We start from the raw sequence: 14,583 nt of genomic DNA, 5'->3' as shown, positions 1-14,583 counted from the left end.
GCCGCGCCAGCGGCGCAATAGCTGTGGTGGAGTCTCTGGAAACAGGATGGCGTCCGGGTGGGGGCCGTGGATGGAGAGCAGCGCGTAGCGGTCCAGCAGGGAGACGAGGTCGATGTCTTGGCGAGCGGAAGTGACGCGGATGTCGGCGGCGAAGGGCCGGCCCAGGGATTCGTTCAGGGTGAAATCAATGACGTCGATTTCAAAATCTGCCACAGCTAATATTTTTAAACTGTAATGGTTTGATGGTTGACTATTCAAAGGCATGTCAATTCTCCTTTTTAAGCAGTCATTTAATATCCAAAGTATGTCAATGGCGATTCAGCCATGTTTAAGCGAGGCTGTGAATCAGGAAAAGTCTGAAAATGACGGGAAATGTTTGAACTAAATCAAATGCGGCTCATGGAATGAAGCCTAGCGGGTTTGTCTGCTTGTTTTATAAAATAAATTAATTGATTATATTTTTTATGAGGGAAAGTGAAGTAGGCTGCTTGGAGTTGAAACGGCTTTAGCCTGGGCCTGCGAGGGGAGTTGAAACAAAGCGGGCGCCGTAAAGCGACGCCCGCTTGGGGGAAAGGTTTATTTGACGCTGACGCCGCTGAACTCGTAATCGCCGAAGGGGCTGATCTTGAAGCCGGTCACTTCCTTGCGCATAGGCTGGTTGACGATGGAGTGGGCGATGGTGGTCCACGGCAGGTCGCGTTTGAAGATGGTTTGCGCCTGCGAGTACAGCTTGGCGCGTTCGGCCTGATCGTTCAGGGTGCGCGCCTTGACCACGAGCGTGTCGAACTCTTTGTCGCAGTAGCGCGAGTAGTTGGAGCCGTTCACCGCCTCGCAACTGAGCAGCACGCCCAGGAAGTTGTCCGGGCTGGCGTAGTCGCCGGTCCAGCCCATCAGGCCGGCGTCGTGCTCGCCGCGCTTCATCCGCTTCAGGTATTCGCCCCATTCATAGGACACGATCTTGGCCTTCACGCCTATCTTGGCCCAGTCCGACTGGATCATCTCCGCCATCAGCTTGGCGTTGGGGTTGTACGGCCGTTGCACCGGCATCGCCCACAGGCTCAGTTCGAAGCCGTTGGGATAGCCGGCCTTGGCCAGTAGCGCCTTGGCGGCGGCCACGTTGTAGGGCGCGTTCTTCAGGCTCTTGTTGTAGGACCACAGCGAGGACGGGAAGGGATTGCTGGCGGCCTGGCCTTGGCCCTGGTAGACCGCGTCTATGATGGCCTGGCGGTTAATCGCCATGTCCAGCGCTTGACGCACCTCGCGTTTTTTCAGCTGCGGCTTGTCCATGTTGTAGCTGAGGTAGCCGATATTGAAGCCGGGCGCGGTCAGCATCTTCAACTTGGGATCGGTCTTCATCACCGCCAGATCGCTGGGGCGCGGGTAGGACATGATCTGGCACTCGCCGGCTTTCATCTTCTGGTAGCGCACCGAGGGATCGGTGGCGATGGCGAACACCAGATTGTCCACCTTGACCGCGCCCTTGTCCCAATACGCTTTGTTGCCGGCGTAGCGGATTTGCGCGTCTTTCTGGTAGCGCTTGAAGATGAAGGGGCCGGTGCCCACCGGCTTTTGGTTGATGTCGGCGGCGCGGCCGGCCTTGAGCAGTTGGTCGGCGTATTCCGCGGACAGGATGGAGGCGAAGGGCATGGCGATCTTGATCGCCAGGTCGGCGTCCGGCGCCTTCAGCACGAAGCGCACCGTTTGCGCGTCCACTTTTTCCACCGCGCTGACGTTGCTGGCCAGGCCGGTGTCCACCGCGTAGGGGAATTCCGTGTTGTAGGCTTTGCGGAAGGGGTGGTTCTTGTCGAACATGCGCATGAAGGTGAACACCACGTCGTCGGCGTTGAAGTCGCGCGTCGGCTTGAAATAGTCGGTGGTGTGGAACTTCACGCTCTGGCGCAGCTTGAAGGTGTAGATCTTGCCGTCCGGCGAGGCGCTCCAGGAGGTGGCCAGGCTGGGAATGGCCTTGGTCGAGCCTTTCTCAAAGCCCACCAGGCGGTCGAACATGGCGTGGCCGGCGGCATCGAAGGTGGTGCCGGAGGTGAACTGGGCGGAGTCGAAGCCGTCCGGGCTGGCTTCGGAACAGTAAACCAGAGTGCCGGCGGCCTGAACGGATACGGCGAAAGCGGCGCAGCAGGCCGCGGCCAACAGTTGCGGTTGGATCATTTTCATTTCTATTTCCCTATTTGCAGAGCGATGAAGGGCGGCGAGCGCCTTCTTCGAGAGTGCATTGCAGGCCCTTGAGGGCTTTCTATTTGTCAGTCTGTCCAATTCCCGCCGTTTGGCGAACCGGCATGCGTTTGGGTGAAATTCAACGCAGGGACGAGTGGCGAAGGAGGGAATGGAAGACCTTGCCAGCATATAGATTGTTCGCCCGGCGTCAATCGTGCGCTGCGGCGCGGCCGCGTCCGCATTCGCAATACGCCGTTTCTATGAGGTCGCCTTATTTTGCGAATGGCATTTAAAAACAGTTATTTGTGTCAGTTTTTTGCCGTTTCTGCGGAGCGGCGGCAGGCATAAGATAGGGTTGCCTGCAAAAGGGCGTTTTTGTTTTCTCTTAAGCCAAGGAGAGCCAAATGCAAGCCAGCACGCAAGAAGCGGTGGTCGTGGTCAAACCCCGCAATCCGCGTCCGGTCCTGGTACCGGTTCACTTGTAATCGGGTATGGCGGGGCTGCCGTTTCAGGCGCAAGGCCCTGACCGATCCGGATTCCGCGCCGCCGGCTTGCCGGCGGCCGCGCTCATCTTTAAGAGGAGACGTCCTCGTGTCCCATCCGTCCGATCTTCGTTTTTGCCTGAACGGCGATGTGATTTCGCAGACGCCGCTGGTGGTCAAGACCGCCGGCGACGAGGAGTTGGAGATTTCCGCCGGCCTAGCCAACGCGGAGGAGGTCAGCGCGCTGATGGAGCGGCTGGCGCGTGGCTGCAGCCAGTTGGACGCGGAGCGCATCCTGCCGCGTCAATCCGCCGACGAGGTGCGGCGTCTGCTGATCAGCCTGGAAAACTACGGCGTCATCCGCCCGCTGGCGCCGGCGCGCGGCAAGACCGGGCTGGAGGTGCTGCTGGAGGTGGAGGATCTGTCCAACCGCCTGTTGTACCAGACGCTGTACCGCAATCCGTTCTGGACCCACTGCCAGAACGCCAGCCAGCCGGGCGATATTCCAGAGCGGGTGTTCCACGGCATGGTGATAGAGAACTATCACTTTTTGTTCCGCGAAAGCTATTTCGACGCGCCGGTGCTGTCCTATGTGCCCAATACTCAGGTGCGGCTGGCGATGAACGCTTTCTTCGCCGAGGAATACGGCCACGACGAGCTGCTGTTGCAGGCCTTGAACCGCATCGGCGTCAGCCGCGAGGACCTGGCGCACACCGTGCCCCTGCCGCAGACCATGGCGCTGTGCAACGCGCTGGCGTATTGGTCGCACAACGATCCGCTGTTCTTCTTCACCACGCTGGGCATTCTGGAGGGCAAGGACATTCGTCAAGACTCCTTCCTGGACGCCGCCTACCGTTTGGGCGTGGACGCGGAGTTTCTGCGCCCGGTGAAGGCGCACTCGGACATCAATCTGAAGGGCGAGCACGGCAGCCTGACCCGCAAGATCTTCGCGCAGATTCCGGTGGTGGACCAGGAGACGGCGCGGCGCCTGCTGGCGCAAACCCATTTGTTTGTTGAACTTTACGACGCTTTCTACAGCGCGGTCTGGCGGCACTATCTGCACGCCGACACCCTGCTGCGCCGCATCGAGCATTACTGAGGAGGCAATATGCACGGACCCGGCACTCATGATCTGTTTCATTGCCCGGCGCTGCGGCCCGGGGTGGAAATCCAGCAGCAGGACGGCGGCGTAGCCCTGCTGTACCGCGAGCAGTCCTGCGACTTGCAAGTGGCCGACGAGGGCCGCCTGCAATTGCTGGCCTTGCTGGACGACCTGCAACGCGCGCCGGCCAGCATGTCCGCGTTGCGCGCCGCGCATCCCGAACTGGCGGGGACGATTCCCGGCCTGCTGGAAGAGCTGGACCGCCTGGGCCTAGTGACCGAGGCGAGCTTTGAATTGCCGGACGACGCGCTGTCCGGCTGCGAATTCAACACCCGGCTGCGCAATCTGGCGCAGCGGGCGATGCGCAAGCGCGGCCACTCCCGGCTTTACGGCATGTTGTCCGACGGCAGCGCGCCGCGCAATGTGCTGATCGGCTACGCGCTGGAGTATTACTTCCTGGTGCGCGCGGCGCCGGGCCTGATCGCTTCGGCGCTGTCGCACGCGGACAGCTGGCAGAATCAACGCAGCATCCAGCGCTTCCTGGTGTCGGAGCTGGATCACGATCAGATGCTGGCGGAGAGCCTGGCCAGCGTGGACATGGAGGTGGAAGGGCTGGACCACCTGCAGCCGCTGCCGTCCACCTTCGCCTTGTGCGCGGCGCTGGGCGTGTTCGCGCGTCAGCATTTGTTGTCGTTCAAGAGCGTGTTGTTTCTGTTCGAAATGCCCGGCGACGAGTTCAACCGCGCGCTGGTGCGTTGCTGCGAGCGCGCCGGGCTGGACAAGGGCTTTTGGGAGCCGCTGCTGCGCCACGCCTACCTCAACGACACGCTGGGGCACGACGACATCACCGCAGAGTTGTTGCAGGACATCAGCGCCATCAGCCGCGAGGAGCAGCTGGTAGTGGAGAAAAACCTGGTGCTGACCATAGAAACCATGGCCTTGCAGGATGAGGAAATCGTCGATTACTACAGCCGGCCGGACGCCTTGATGCCGCGGCTCTATTTGTAATCCCCCGCAGTAGCCCCGAGACGGCAGCCAAGGAGAGAGCGATGGAAGCCTGGCAAGTCACCCATTATCGCGCGCCGCATCTGGTGCCGTTCAGCGCTCACCTGGCCGACGACGGCCAGACCGTGGTGCTGGCGGCGGACGCCAAGGAGTACGAAATCCAGCTTTCCGGCGTGGAAGGCGGCCGGGTGCTGGACAGCGTGCTGGCCATGGCCAATCCGGACGCGGAGATTTGGTTCGACATCCACGCCGGGTCGGCGCCGTCCTGGCAGCTGTCGCTGGCGGAGCAGCTAGACGCCTTGTCGCTGATCCGCGACGCGCCGGCGGACCCGGCGGCGCTGGCGCGGCAACGCAGGCAGTGGGATGCCTTGATCCGGCGCTGCGTCGACAAAATGTTGGCGGCCACCGCCGCGGACGCGCGCGGCGCTTACGCGCCGGTGGTGCTGAGCATGCTGCGCTTGTTGGATGAGCCGGCGCCGCGGGCCGACGCTTTTTGCATTGACGATGTGGGCGCGCCGGAGTGGCGTGACAATTTCGCGCTGCAAACCTTCTACCTGCAAAAGCTGTATCTGGCCGACAACCTCCCGCAGGCGCTGACGCTGTGGCGGCGGGTGCTCAACGGCTTTGCCGACGGCGCCGGCTTTGTCGGGCTCAGCCGCCGGGAGGCTCGCGCGGAGGAAGACCCCGCCAGCGACGGCTTCTACTGCCCGGCGCATCTGGAAGCCTATTTGCTGTGCCTGGCGGACTTGCTGCTGCTGGCGCCCAAGCCTCAGGCGCGGCGTAGGCTGCTCAGCCGGGAGCCGGCGTCCACGGTGGACAGCGGCGTCAACTTCATGCGCCGCGCCGAGCAGTTTGCGCTGGACGGCCTGGCCCAGCTGGGCGAATCGCGCTACGTAAGCCGGGTGAACGCCGAGGACGCCGGCTTCGGCCCCTTGGTGCAAGGCTTGTTCATCGAGCAATACCATGTCACTCAGCGCTTCGTCGAAATCATCGCGCCGTTGATGACCAAGCGGCTGCGCAGCCCGCTGAAGCAACGCGTTTACCGTTACTTCCAGGAAGAGCTGGGCCATGAGGTCTACGAGCGCGCCACCTGCGAAGCGTTGGGGGTGCCGCCGGCCTGGCTGGATCAGGCGCTGCCCTTGCCGCTGTTTCAGGCCTATGTCGACGCCTTCACCGTGCTGGGCCGCTACGATCCAATCGGCTATCTGAGCTCCATCATGGTGACCGAGGGCATGCTGGGCGTGGACAACCCGGTGCACGAGCGGCTGGAATCGCTGGTGGAGTTTCGCGCCGATTACCAGCGCGTGGCCAAGCGCCACGACGATCTCAACGTCGAGCTTAATCACGCGGCGTTGTCGCGGTTGTTTTTCCGTGAAATCAGCGCCTTGTCGCCGCTGACGCAGCAGCGCGCGCTAGCCAATCTGGCGTATCTGCTGGAGCTCAATCTGCGGGCGATGGACCAGGTGGCGGATTTTTACGGCCCGCAGTCGCAATTGGCCGTCTGCTCGCTGGACAGCTATGCCGTCGCCGGCTGAGCGCGAGGCGACGCAAACGGCCTACGCGGCCAGCGTCAACCCGGCTTGGCTGGACGTGTTGCGGCAATGCGGGCTGGACGCCCGGCCGCTGGAGGCAGAGGGCTGCTGGCTGCGGCTGGAGGATGGCCGGCGTTGGTTGGACTTCGTCGCCGGCTACGGCGCGGTGGTATTGGGCCATCGGCCGCAAGCCTTGCTGGCCGGCTTGGCCGAAGACCTGTTCGATCCCGCGCCCAATCTCCATCCGCTGGGGGTTTCCGGCTTGGCCGGCGATCTGGCGGCGGAGCTGCTGGCGCTGGCCGGCTTCGCCGACGGCAAGGCGCTGTTCGCCAGCACCGGCGCCGAGGCGGTGGAGGGCGCGCTGAAGCTGGCGCGGATGGCCAGCGGCCGCCGGCGCGCCTTGAGCTTCGACGGCGGCTTCCACGGCTTGACGCTGGAGGCTACCGCCTTGGCCGGCGGCGACTTCTGGCGCCAGGGCCTGCCGCGTGGCGAGGACTGCGCTGTCCTGCCCTGGGGCGACCCGGCCGCGGCGGCGGCGGAACTGGCGCGCGGCGACGTGGCCGCGGTGCTGCTGGAACCGGTGCAGGGCAGCGCCGGCGCGCGCGCCTGGCGCGGCGAGGCCTTGTCGGAGCTGGCTGAACTGTGCCGCCGCCACGGCGCGCGGCTGATTTACGACGAGGCCTTGTCCGGCCTGGGCCGCTGCGGCGCCTGGTTTGCTTACCAGGCGCTGGGCGCGCCGGCGCCGGATATGCTGATTGCGGCCAAGGGCCTGAGCGGCGGCGTGCTGCCGGTGTCGGCGCTGTTGTTTCGCGAAGATATTTACCAGGCGGTGTTCGCCCGGCCCGGCTGCGCCAAGATCCACGGTTCCACCTTTGGGGGCAACCGGCTGGCGTTGTGCTGCGGACTGCGCATGCTGAGCCTGCTGCGCCAATTGGACGCGCCGGCGCAAGCGCGGGAGCGCGGCGAAGCTTTGCGGCGACGCTGGCGCGGAGCCGGGCTGGAGGGTTTTGAGCTGGAGGGCGTGGGATTGATGCTGGCGCTGCGCGCCGGCCCGGCGGCGCAAGAGCGGCTGGGCGAGGGCGCGGCCGGCCTGCTGTGGCTGCAATTGCTGCAAGAAGGCGCGCTGACGGCGCCGGCGGCCCACGACGCCGCCGCGTTGCGCTTGCTGCCGCCGCTGAACGTGGCGGAGACGGAGTTGGATTATTTCCTGGAAGCTTGCCGGCGCGCGATCGCCGCGCTGGAGCAAGAGGCGACGACATCATGAAGATAGGACACGTATTGCTGGCGGTGCTGGTGGCGGCCATCTGGGGCCTCAGCTTCATCGTGGTGAAGATAGGCTTGACCGAGTGCCCGCCGCTTTTGCTGGCGGCCTTGCGCTTCGTGGTGGTGTTCGCCGCCGGGGCCTGGTGGTTTTCGCGGCCGTCCTTGCCCTGGCGCTGGTATTTGCGCGCCGGGCTGTGCCTGGGGGTGATCCAGTTCGCCTGTCTGTTCTCCGCCATCAAGCTGGGCATGCCGGCCGGCATCGTGTCGGTGCTGGCCCAGTTGCAGGTGTTCATCACTTTGCTGCTGGCCAGCCTGTTGCTGGGCGAGACGCGATCCCTGCTGCAAAAGGCGGTGATGGCGCTGGCCCTGCTAGGCGTGTTGCTATTGGGTTACGCTCGTTATCATGACGCCTTGCCCTTGCTGCCGCTGGCGCTGGCCTTGATCGGCTCGGCCGGCTTCGCCTGGGGCAATGTGGAGCTCAAGCGGGCCGGCAAGGTGGACATGTTCGCCTTCACCGTATGGATGAGCCTGGTGCCGCCGCTGCCTCTGCTGCTGCTGTCCTTCGCGCTGGAGGGCGGCCCGGCGGCGGCTTGGGCCGCGTTGGCCGGCTTCGGCTGGACCGCCACGCTGGCGCTGTTGTTCCTGGCCTTGATCGGCACGCTGTTCGCGCTGGGCAGTTGGGGCAAACTGCTCAGCCTGTATCCGGCCACGCTGGTGGCGCCGTTTTCGCTGCTCAGCCCGGTGTTCGGCCTGCTGGGCGGCTATTTGATCCTGAACGAGCGCTACGACGCGCTCAGCATTGTCGCGTCGGCCTTGATCGTGGCGGCGCTGGCGCTGAACACCTACGCGGGCAAACTGGGCGTCTTGCGCGCTTGGCTCGCGCGGGTCCACCTGAGCAAGGGAGCCGCGCCGCGATGAGAAAGCCGGAACTGGACATCTCCACCGACAAGCACAGGCTGGACGTGGCGCTGATCCACGCCTTCCTGCATAATCACGCCCCCTGGGCGAAGGGCATTCCTCGCGCCACCGTGGAGCAGGCGATTGCCGGCTCGCTGTGCTTCGGTGCCTACCTGGACGGCCGGCAGGTGGGCTTTGCCCGCGTGGTGACCGATCTGGCCACTTTCGGCTACCTATGCGATGTGTTCGTGGTGCCGGAATGCCGCGGGCGGGGTTATGCGCGGCAGTTGATGCAATGCGTCGCCGCCGAGCCGGCCTTGGCCCGGCTGCGTCGCATCGTGCTGGTGACTTCCAACGCCCACGCGGTGTACCGGCCGTTCGGCTTCGCCGCGTTGGAGCATCCGGAACGCTATATGGAGCTGCACCGGCCGGATGTCTATCAGGGCTAGCCGGCCAGCGCGTCCAGCGACTCAGGCAACACCTGGCCGCCGTCAACGATCAGGGTCTGGCCGGTGATGAATCCCGCCTCCTTGCTGGCGAAGAACAGCGCGGCATTGGCGATGTCGTCGACGCTGCCCAGCCGCCGCAGCGGCACCGCCGCGGCCATTTTGTCCAGGTAGTCCTCGCCCAGCTCGCGCAAACCTTCGGTCAGCACATTGCCCGGCAGTACCGCGTTGATGGTGATGGCGTCGCGCGCCAGCTCCAGGGCCGCGCTGCGCATGAAGCCCAGTTGCGCCGCCTTGCTGGCGCCGTAATGGCTCCAGCCGGCGTAGCCGGTGACCGGGCCGGTGATGGAGGAGGTCAGGATAACGCGGCCGTATTCAGCTTGACGCAGATAGGGCAGCGCCGCCTGCACGCAGAGGAAGTTGCCGCGCACATTGGTGTGCTGCACCTGGTCCCACTCCTCCGCGCTCATGCTCTCCAGCGGCGCGGACGGGAACACGCCCGCATTGCAGCACAGCACGTCCAAGCCGTTTTGCGTCGCGGTGTCCGCCATCAGGCGGGCGACATCCTCGGGGCGGCCCACGTCGGCGATATGGCCGGACGCGTTCAGGCCTTCGGCGCGCAGGAGGGCCAGCGCGGCGTCCAGCTTGTCCCGGCTGCGGCCGCTGATGGCCACGCGCGCGCCGGCGCGGGCGAAAGCCCGGGCCAGGCCCAGACCGATGCCGGCGGTGCCGCCGGTGATGAGTACGGTTTTGTCCTTGAGCGGGGTCAACATGATGAATCTCCTTGTGGGGGGATGGCGGTGTCGATGGCGTTAGCGCAGCTCGGGGTGGCCGCGCAGCCGCTCCGCCATCAAGTCGATGAAGGTCCGGGTTTTGGCCGAGGCCAGTCTGCCTTCTTGATGCAGGATGTGGATGGGCTGGCTGGCGTCGTCGTATTCGGCCAGCACCTGTTGCAATTGGCCGGCGGCTAATTGCGGTGCCACTTGGTAAGACAGCAGGCGGGTAAGGCCCAGGCCCGCCACCGCGGCGGCGATGGCCGCCTCGTTGTTGCTGACGGTGAGCCTGGGCTTGAGACGCACGCTCAGCGGTTTGCCGCCGTCGCTGAAACGCCATTCGTGGCTGGAGCCCACGCCGCGAGAGGCGATCAGCGAGTGCCGCTGCAAGTCCGCCGGCGAGCGCGGCGCGCCGCGCTCGGCGAGATAGGCCGGCGCCGCGCAGACCACCCGCCGCACTTGGCCGACGCGCAGGGCGCTCAGGTTGGAGTCCGGCAACTCGCCGATGCGGACGGCCACGTCCACGCCTTCTTCCAGAAGGTTGACCACGCGGTCCAGCAGCAAGGCGTCCACCGTCACCTCGGGATGGCGCAGCAGGTAGTCGTTGATCCCAGGCATCACGTAGCGCAGGCCGAACAGCGCCGGCGCGGTGATGGTCAGCAAGCCGCGCGGCGGCGCATTCCCGCCGGAGGCGGCTTCGTCGGCCTCGTCCGCCGCGGCGATCACGCGGCGAGCGTCTTCCAGATAGCGCTGGCCGGCCTCGGTAACGCGCACATGGCGGGTGCTGCGGTTGAGTAGGCGGGCTTGCAGCCGCGCCTCCAACGCCGCCACCGCGCGCGTAGCCGCCGGCGGCGACATGCCCAGTTTACGCGCCGCGCCGGCGAAGCTTTCCGCTTCCGCCACCGCGATGAATACAGTCATCAAATGCAATCGATCCATATTTTTTGCCGTGATTGTTGCAACGGACGAAACAGCGCATTCTGGCTTCGGGGCCGAGCGGCGGCAAGTGGCCGTTGGGACGGCGCGGGCGGGCCCAACGCGCGCGTACCTTATAGGGCTGGGCGAAGGAGAGCGGCCAAATTATCTATTTTGTTTGATGTGAACAAAAAGAAAGATTGCTTTTTCAATGCCTTGCCCTTGCTCTTTAAGTGTTGCCATGAACATTAGAAAATTTGCATGTTCGATACAAACAGTGTTATAACTTATTAGGTTTTTCATCAGGCGCACACCGCGCCACTCAAAATCGACGGTTTCGCGCCGTCGAGCCTCGCGTTTAAACGCACCTCATGTCCGGCCCGCGCCGGATGTCTATTTACTGGCAGCTCTCTAGTTGTCGCGATCATTACAGCGGATCGCCGTGGCCTTGCCGGCCATTGCTTTCGCCAAGGAGGACGCAGATGCACAAAAGAGCGTTTAGCAAGCGCAGCATGATCGGGCTGATCCTGGTCGCCGTAGCGGCGGCGGGATTGATTTACGGTGTAAGCCCAGCCGTATGGACCGAGTACCGGGAAGATCTGATCTACCTGGGCCGGCAACATCTTTATCTGGTGGGCGTCTCCATGGCGCTGGCTCTGGCCGTGGGCTTGCCCAGCGGCGTGTTGCTCAGCCGCCAGCGGCTGCGGGGCAGCGCCGAGCACTGGATGCAGATTTTCAATATCGGCAACACGTTGCCGCCCATGGCGGTGTTGGCGCTGGCGATGGCCCTGATCGGCATCGGCGACGCGCCGGCCATCGTGGCGCTGTTCCTGGCGTCATTGCTGCCCATTGTGCGCAACACCTACGCCGGCCTGGCCGGCCTGCAGCCGGCGCTGCTGGAAGCCGCCGACGCGCTGGGCATGACCCCGCGTCAACGGTTGTGGCGGGTGGAGCTGCCCAACGCCTTGCCGGTGATACTGACCGGTGTGCGGGTGGCGCTGGCCTTGAACGTGGGCACCGCGCCGCTGGCCTTCCTGATTGGCGCCAGCAGCTACGGCGAGCTGATCTTCCCCGGCATCTATCTGAACAACCATACCGCGCTGCTGCTGGGCGCCGGCGGCACCGCGCTGATCGCGCTGACGCTGGACATGACGCTGGCCGGCCTGGGCCGTCTGGCCGCCGCCCGCGGCCTGGCCTGATTCGAATACCCCCCTGTCGCCCGTTCCGGCGGGCGCTCGCACGGAGGACATCTATGACACAAGCACTTTTCTTCTCGCCCTGGCGCAAGCTGGCGCGCCGCGCGCTGACGCTGGCGGCCTTGCTGAGCGCAGTGCCGGCCTTTGCCGCCGGCCTGGTGTTGGGCAGCAAGAACTTCACCGAACAGCACCTGCTGTCCGATATCACCGCGCAGTACCTGGGCAGCAAGGGTTACCAGGTCACGCAAAAGGCGGACCTGGCGACGGTGATCCTGCGCAACGCGCTGGAGAACCGCCAACTGGATCTGGTGTGGGACTACACCGGCACCGGCCTGATCATTCATCACGGCATCCAGAAGAAAATGAGCAACGAGGAGGCTTACGCCACGGTCAAGAAGCTGGACGAACCCCTGGGGTTGATCTGGCTGAACCCGGCTCCGCTCAACAATACCTACGCGCTGGCGATGAAACGCGAGCGCGCCGAGGCCGAGGGCGTGCGCACGCTGTCCGATCTGGCGCGGCGGGTCAATGAAAACAACGGCGGCTCCAAGCGCTGGCAGTTGGGTTTCGACATGGAGTTCGCCGGACGTCCTGACGGCCTCAAGCCAATGCAGCAGCTCTACGGCATGGAATTGAGCCGCCCGCAAATCCGTCAGATGGATCCGGGCTTGGTGTACAACGCCATCCGCGACGGCTTCGTCGACGCCGGCCTGGTCTACACCACCGACGGCCGCGTAAAAGGCTTTGATCTGGTGGTGCTGCAGGACGACATGGGTTATTTCCCGGCCTACGCCGCCACGCCGGTGGTGCGCCGCGACACGCTGGAGCGCAACCCCGGCCTCGCCGACGAACTGAACAAGCTGGCGGCCTTGCTGGACAACGACACCATGTCCGAGCTCAACGCCAAGGTGGACATCGAACACCGTCCGGTGAAGGAAGTCGCCAGCGAGTTCCTGCGCCAGCGCGGCCTGATCTAAAGGAAGCCGCATGGAAACCCTATTGCAAACCTGCCAGTTCATCTGGCAAAACCTGCCGCAAATCGCGGTTTTGGCCGAGCAGCACCTGAGACTGGTGGGCATCGCCGTTGGGCTGGCGGTGCTGCTGGGCGTGCCTTTGGGCGTGCTGATCGTGCGCTTCCAGGCGCTGGCCGGCCTAGTGCTGGGCCTGGCCACCGTGGTGCTGACCATTCCGGCCATCGCCTTGTTCGGCTTGATGGTGCCGCTGTTTTCCATGATCGGGCAGGGCATCGGCGCGGTGCCGGCCATCACCGCCGCCTTCCTGTATTCCCTGTTGCCCATCGTGCGCAACACCCATACCGCGCTGACGCATCTTGAGCCCGGCGTGCGCGAGGCCGGCCGCGGCCTGGGGCTGACCTTCTGGCAGCGCTTGCGCTGGGTGGAACTGCCGCTGGCCACGCCGCTGATCTTTGCCGGCATCCGCACCGCGGTGGTGCTGAACATCGGCGTGATGGCGATAGCCGCCATCGTCGGCGCCGGCGGCTTGGGCACTCTGATATTGCACGGCATCAGCCAGAGCGACATTCGCAAGCTGATTGCCGGCGCGGTGGCGGTGAGCGTGCTCGCCGTCGCGATGGACTGGTTGTTGCTGCGCGCTCAGCGCGCGCTGACCCCGAAAGGAATTCGTTGATGATTGAACTGCAAAACCTCTGCAAGCAATTTACCCAGAAAAACGGCCAGGTCTTCCAGGCGGTGGACAATGTCAATCTGCATGTGCCGGAAGGCGAGATCTGCGTGTTGTTGGGCCCGTCCGGCTGCGGCAAGACCACCACGATGAAAATGATCAACCGCTTGATCGAACCCACGTCTGGCAAGGTCTTGATCAACGGCGAGGACACCGCCGGCATCGACAGCGTGACGCTGCGCCGCCAGATCGGCTATGTGATCCAGCAAATCGGCCTGTTCCCCAATATGACCATTGAGGACAACATCACTGTTGTGCCGCGGATGCTGGGCTGGGACAAGAAGCGCTGCCGCGAGCGCGCGCGCGAACTGATGAGCATGGTGGCCTTGGACCCCAACCGCTTCCTGCAGCGTTATCCGCGCGAGATGTCCGGCGGCCAGCAACAGCGCATCGGCGTGATCCGCGCGTTGGCGGCCGATGCGCCGGTCTTGCTGATGGACGAACCCTTCGGCGCGGTGGACCCGATCAACCGTGAGCAGATTCAGAACGAGTTCCTGCAAATGCAGCGGCAGTTGGGCAAGACCGTGATGCTGGTCAGCCACGATATCGACGAAGCGATCAAGCTGGGAGACCGCATCGCGGTGTTCCGTCAGGGCCGCATGGTGCAGTGTGCCGGCTCCGACGAAATTCTGGCGCGTCCCGCGGACGATTTCGTCGCCAGCTTCGTTGGCCAGGACCGCACGCTCAAGCGCCTGTTGCTGGTGCAGGCCGGCGAAGTGGCCGATCAGCAGGAAACGCTGACCGCGCGGCTGGATACGCCGCTGGCGGCGGCTTACGCCCTGATGGACGACAACGACCTGATGCACTTGACCGTGGTGGACGAAGACGGCCAGCCGCTGGGTTTTGTCCGTCGTCGCGACGCGCGCGGCGCGGACGGCGTGTGCGCGGACAAGATCAAGCCGGTGAGCGTGACAGCGGCGGCGGGCGAGAACCTGCGCGTGGTGCTGTCCCGCTTGTATGAGCACAACCTGACCTGGATGCCGGTGCTGGATGACGACGGCCGCTACAACGGCGAAGTGTCGCAAGACTACATCGCCGGCTATTTGAATTCGGGCCGCACCTCGGCGCGCGGTCCGCGTCAGACGGCCCGCTGACGCGG

The 14,583-nt window shown here is 64.5% G+C and carries 14 protein-coding genes; 10 read left to right on the top strand and 4 right to left on the bottom strand.

What is annotated here, in order from left to right; translation table 11 throughout:
• Positions 1–213: hypothetical protein (locus MOV80_RS15235; RefSeq protein ID WP_249605274.1), on the bottom strand; the 213-nt coding region annotated here is incomplete at its 3' end.
• A gap of 363 nt (positions 214–576) precedes the next feature.
• Entirely contained in the window at positions 577–2,172 is a 1,596-nt protein-coding gene (locus MOV80_RS15230; protein ID WP_191186764.1) for an ABC transporter substrate-binding protein, read from the bottom strand.
• 591 nt (positions 2,173–2,763) lie between these two features.
• Here MOV80_RS15230 and MOV80_RS23370 point away from each other — a divergent pair.
• Genes MOV80_RS23370 through MOV80_RS15200 form a run of 6 tightly spaced genes read left to right on the top strand, consistent with a single transcriptional unit; the run spans position 2,764 to position 8,902 of the window.
• Complete coding sequence (locus tag MOV80_RS23370) at positions 2,764–3,753, top strand: iron-containing redox enzyme family protein (protein WP_019101909.1); 990 nt, start codon at positions 2,764–2,766, stop codon at positions 3,751–3,753.
• A 9-nt stretch (positions 3,754–3,762) separates the two neighbouring features.
• Positions 3,763–4,764 carry a hypothetical protein gene (locus MOV80_RS15220; RefSeq protein ID WP_249605273.1) on the top strand — a complete coding sequence of 334 codons (1,002 nt, stop codon included), beginning with the start codon at positions 3,763–3,765 and terminating at the stop codon, positions 4,762–4,764.
• 41 nt (positions 4,765–4,805) lie between these two features.
• Entirely contained in the window at positions 4,806–6,296 is a 1,491-nt protein-coding gene (locus tag MOV80_RS15215) for a hypothetical protein (protein WP_249605272.1), read from the top strand.
• A complete protein-coding gene (locus tag MOV80_RS15210; protein WP_249605271.1) occupies positions 6,280–7,557 on the top strand; it encodes an aminotransferase class III-fold pyridoxal phosphate-dependent enzyme in 1,278 nt (425 codons plus the stop codon). The genes MOV80_RS15215 and MOV80_RS15210 overlap by 17 nt, the downstream gene beginning before the upstream one ends.
• A complete protein-coding gene (locus MOV80_RS15205; RefSeq protein WP_019101913.1) occupies positions 7,554–8,474 on the top strand; it encodes an EamA family transporter in 921 nt (306 codons plus the stop codon). Before MOV80_RS15210 ends, MOV80_RS15205 begins: the two co-directional genes overlap by 4 nt.
• Positions 8,471–8,902, top strand: coding sequence for a GNAT family N-acetyltransferase (locus MOV80_RS15200; RefSeq protein WP_249605270.1), 432 nt, complete (start codon positions 8,471–8,473; stop codon positions 8,900–8,902). Before MOV80_RS15205 ends, MOV80_RS15200 begins: the two co-directional genes overlap by 4 nt.
• On the opposite strand, the gene fabG is transcribed toward MOV80_RS15200, so the two are convergent.
• Both fabG and MOV80_RS15190 read right to left on the bottom strand, forming a co-directional pair.
• On the bottom strand, positions 8,899–9,672 hold the full coding sequence (gene fabG, locus MOV80_RS15195) for a 3-oxoacyl-ACP reductase FabG (RefSeq protein WP_249605269.1): 774 nt from the start codon (positions 9,670–9,672) through the stop codon (positions 8,899–8,901). The two genes, MOV80_RS15200 and fabG, sit on opposite strands and share 4 nt — an antisense overlap.
• 39 nt (positions 9,673–9,711) lie before the next feature.
• Entirely contained in the window at positions 9,712–10,611 is a 900-nt protein-coding gene (locus MOV80_RS15190; protein WP_249605268.1) for a LysR family transcriptional regulator, read from the bottom strand.
• A 458-nt stretch (positions 10,612–11,069) separates the two neighbouring features.
• Here MOV80_RS15190 and MOV80_RS15185 point away from each other — a divergent pair, with 458 nt between their 5' ends.
• From MOV80_RS15185 to MOV80_RS15170, 4 genes are read left to right on the top strand one after another with little or no spacing between them, the layout of a single operon-like run.
• The gene (locus MOV80_RS15185) at positions 11,070–11,786 is read left to right on the top strand and encodes an ABC transporter permease (RefSeq protein ID WP_019101917.1); all 717 of its coding nucleotides are present in this window, start codon (positions 11,070–11,072) and stop codon (positions 11,784–11,786) included.
• Positions 11,787–11,839: 53 nt separating this feature from the next.
• Complete coding sequence (locus MOV80_RS15180; RefSeq protein WP_019101918.1) at positions 11,840–12,760, top strand: glycine betaine ABC transporter substrate-binding protein; 921 nt, start codon at positions 11,840–11,842, stop codon at positions 12,758–12,760.
• Positions 12,761–12,770: 10 nt separating this feature from the next.
• Positions 12,771–13,430, top strand: a complete 660-nt coding sequence (locus MOV80_RS15175) for an ABC transporter permease (protein ID WP_019101919.1) — start codon at positions 12,771–12,773, stop codon at positions 13,428–13,430.
• Positions 13,430–14,578, top strand: a complete 1,149-nt coding sequence (locus tag MOV80_RS15170) for a betaine/proline/choline family ABC transporter ATP-binding protein (RefSeq protein WP_019101920.1) — start codon at positions 13,430–13,432, stop codon at positions 14,576–14,578. Before MOV80_RS15175 ends, MOV80_RS15170 begins: the two co-directional genes overlap by 1 nt.
• The last annotated feature ends 5 nt before the right edge of the window (positions 14,579–14,583 follow it).

The organism is Chromobacterium sp. IRSSSOUMB001 (genome assembly GCF_023507765.1).
GTDB lineage: Bacteria > Pseudomonadota > Gammaproteobacteria > Burkholderiales > Chromobacteriaceae > Chromobacterium > Chromobacterium haemolyticum.
Note: the sequence above shows the minus strand (reverse complement) of the source record. Positions and strands in the feature narration are given on the sequence as shown.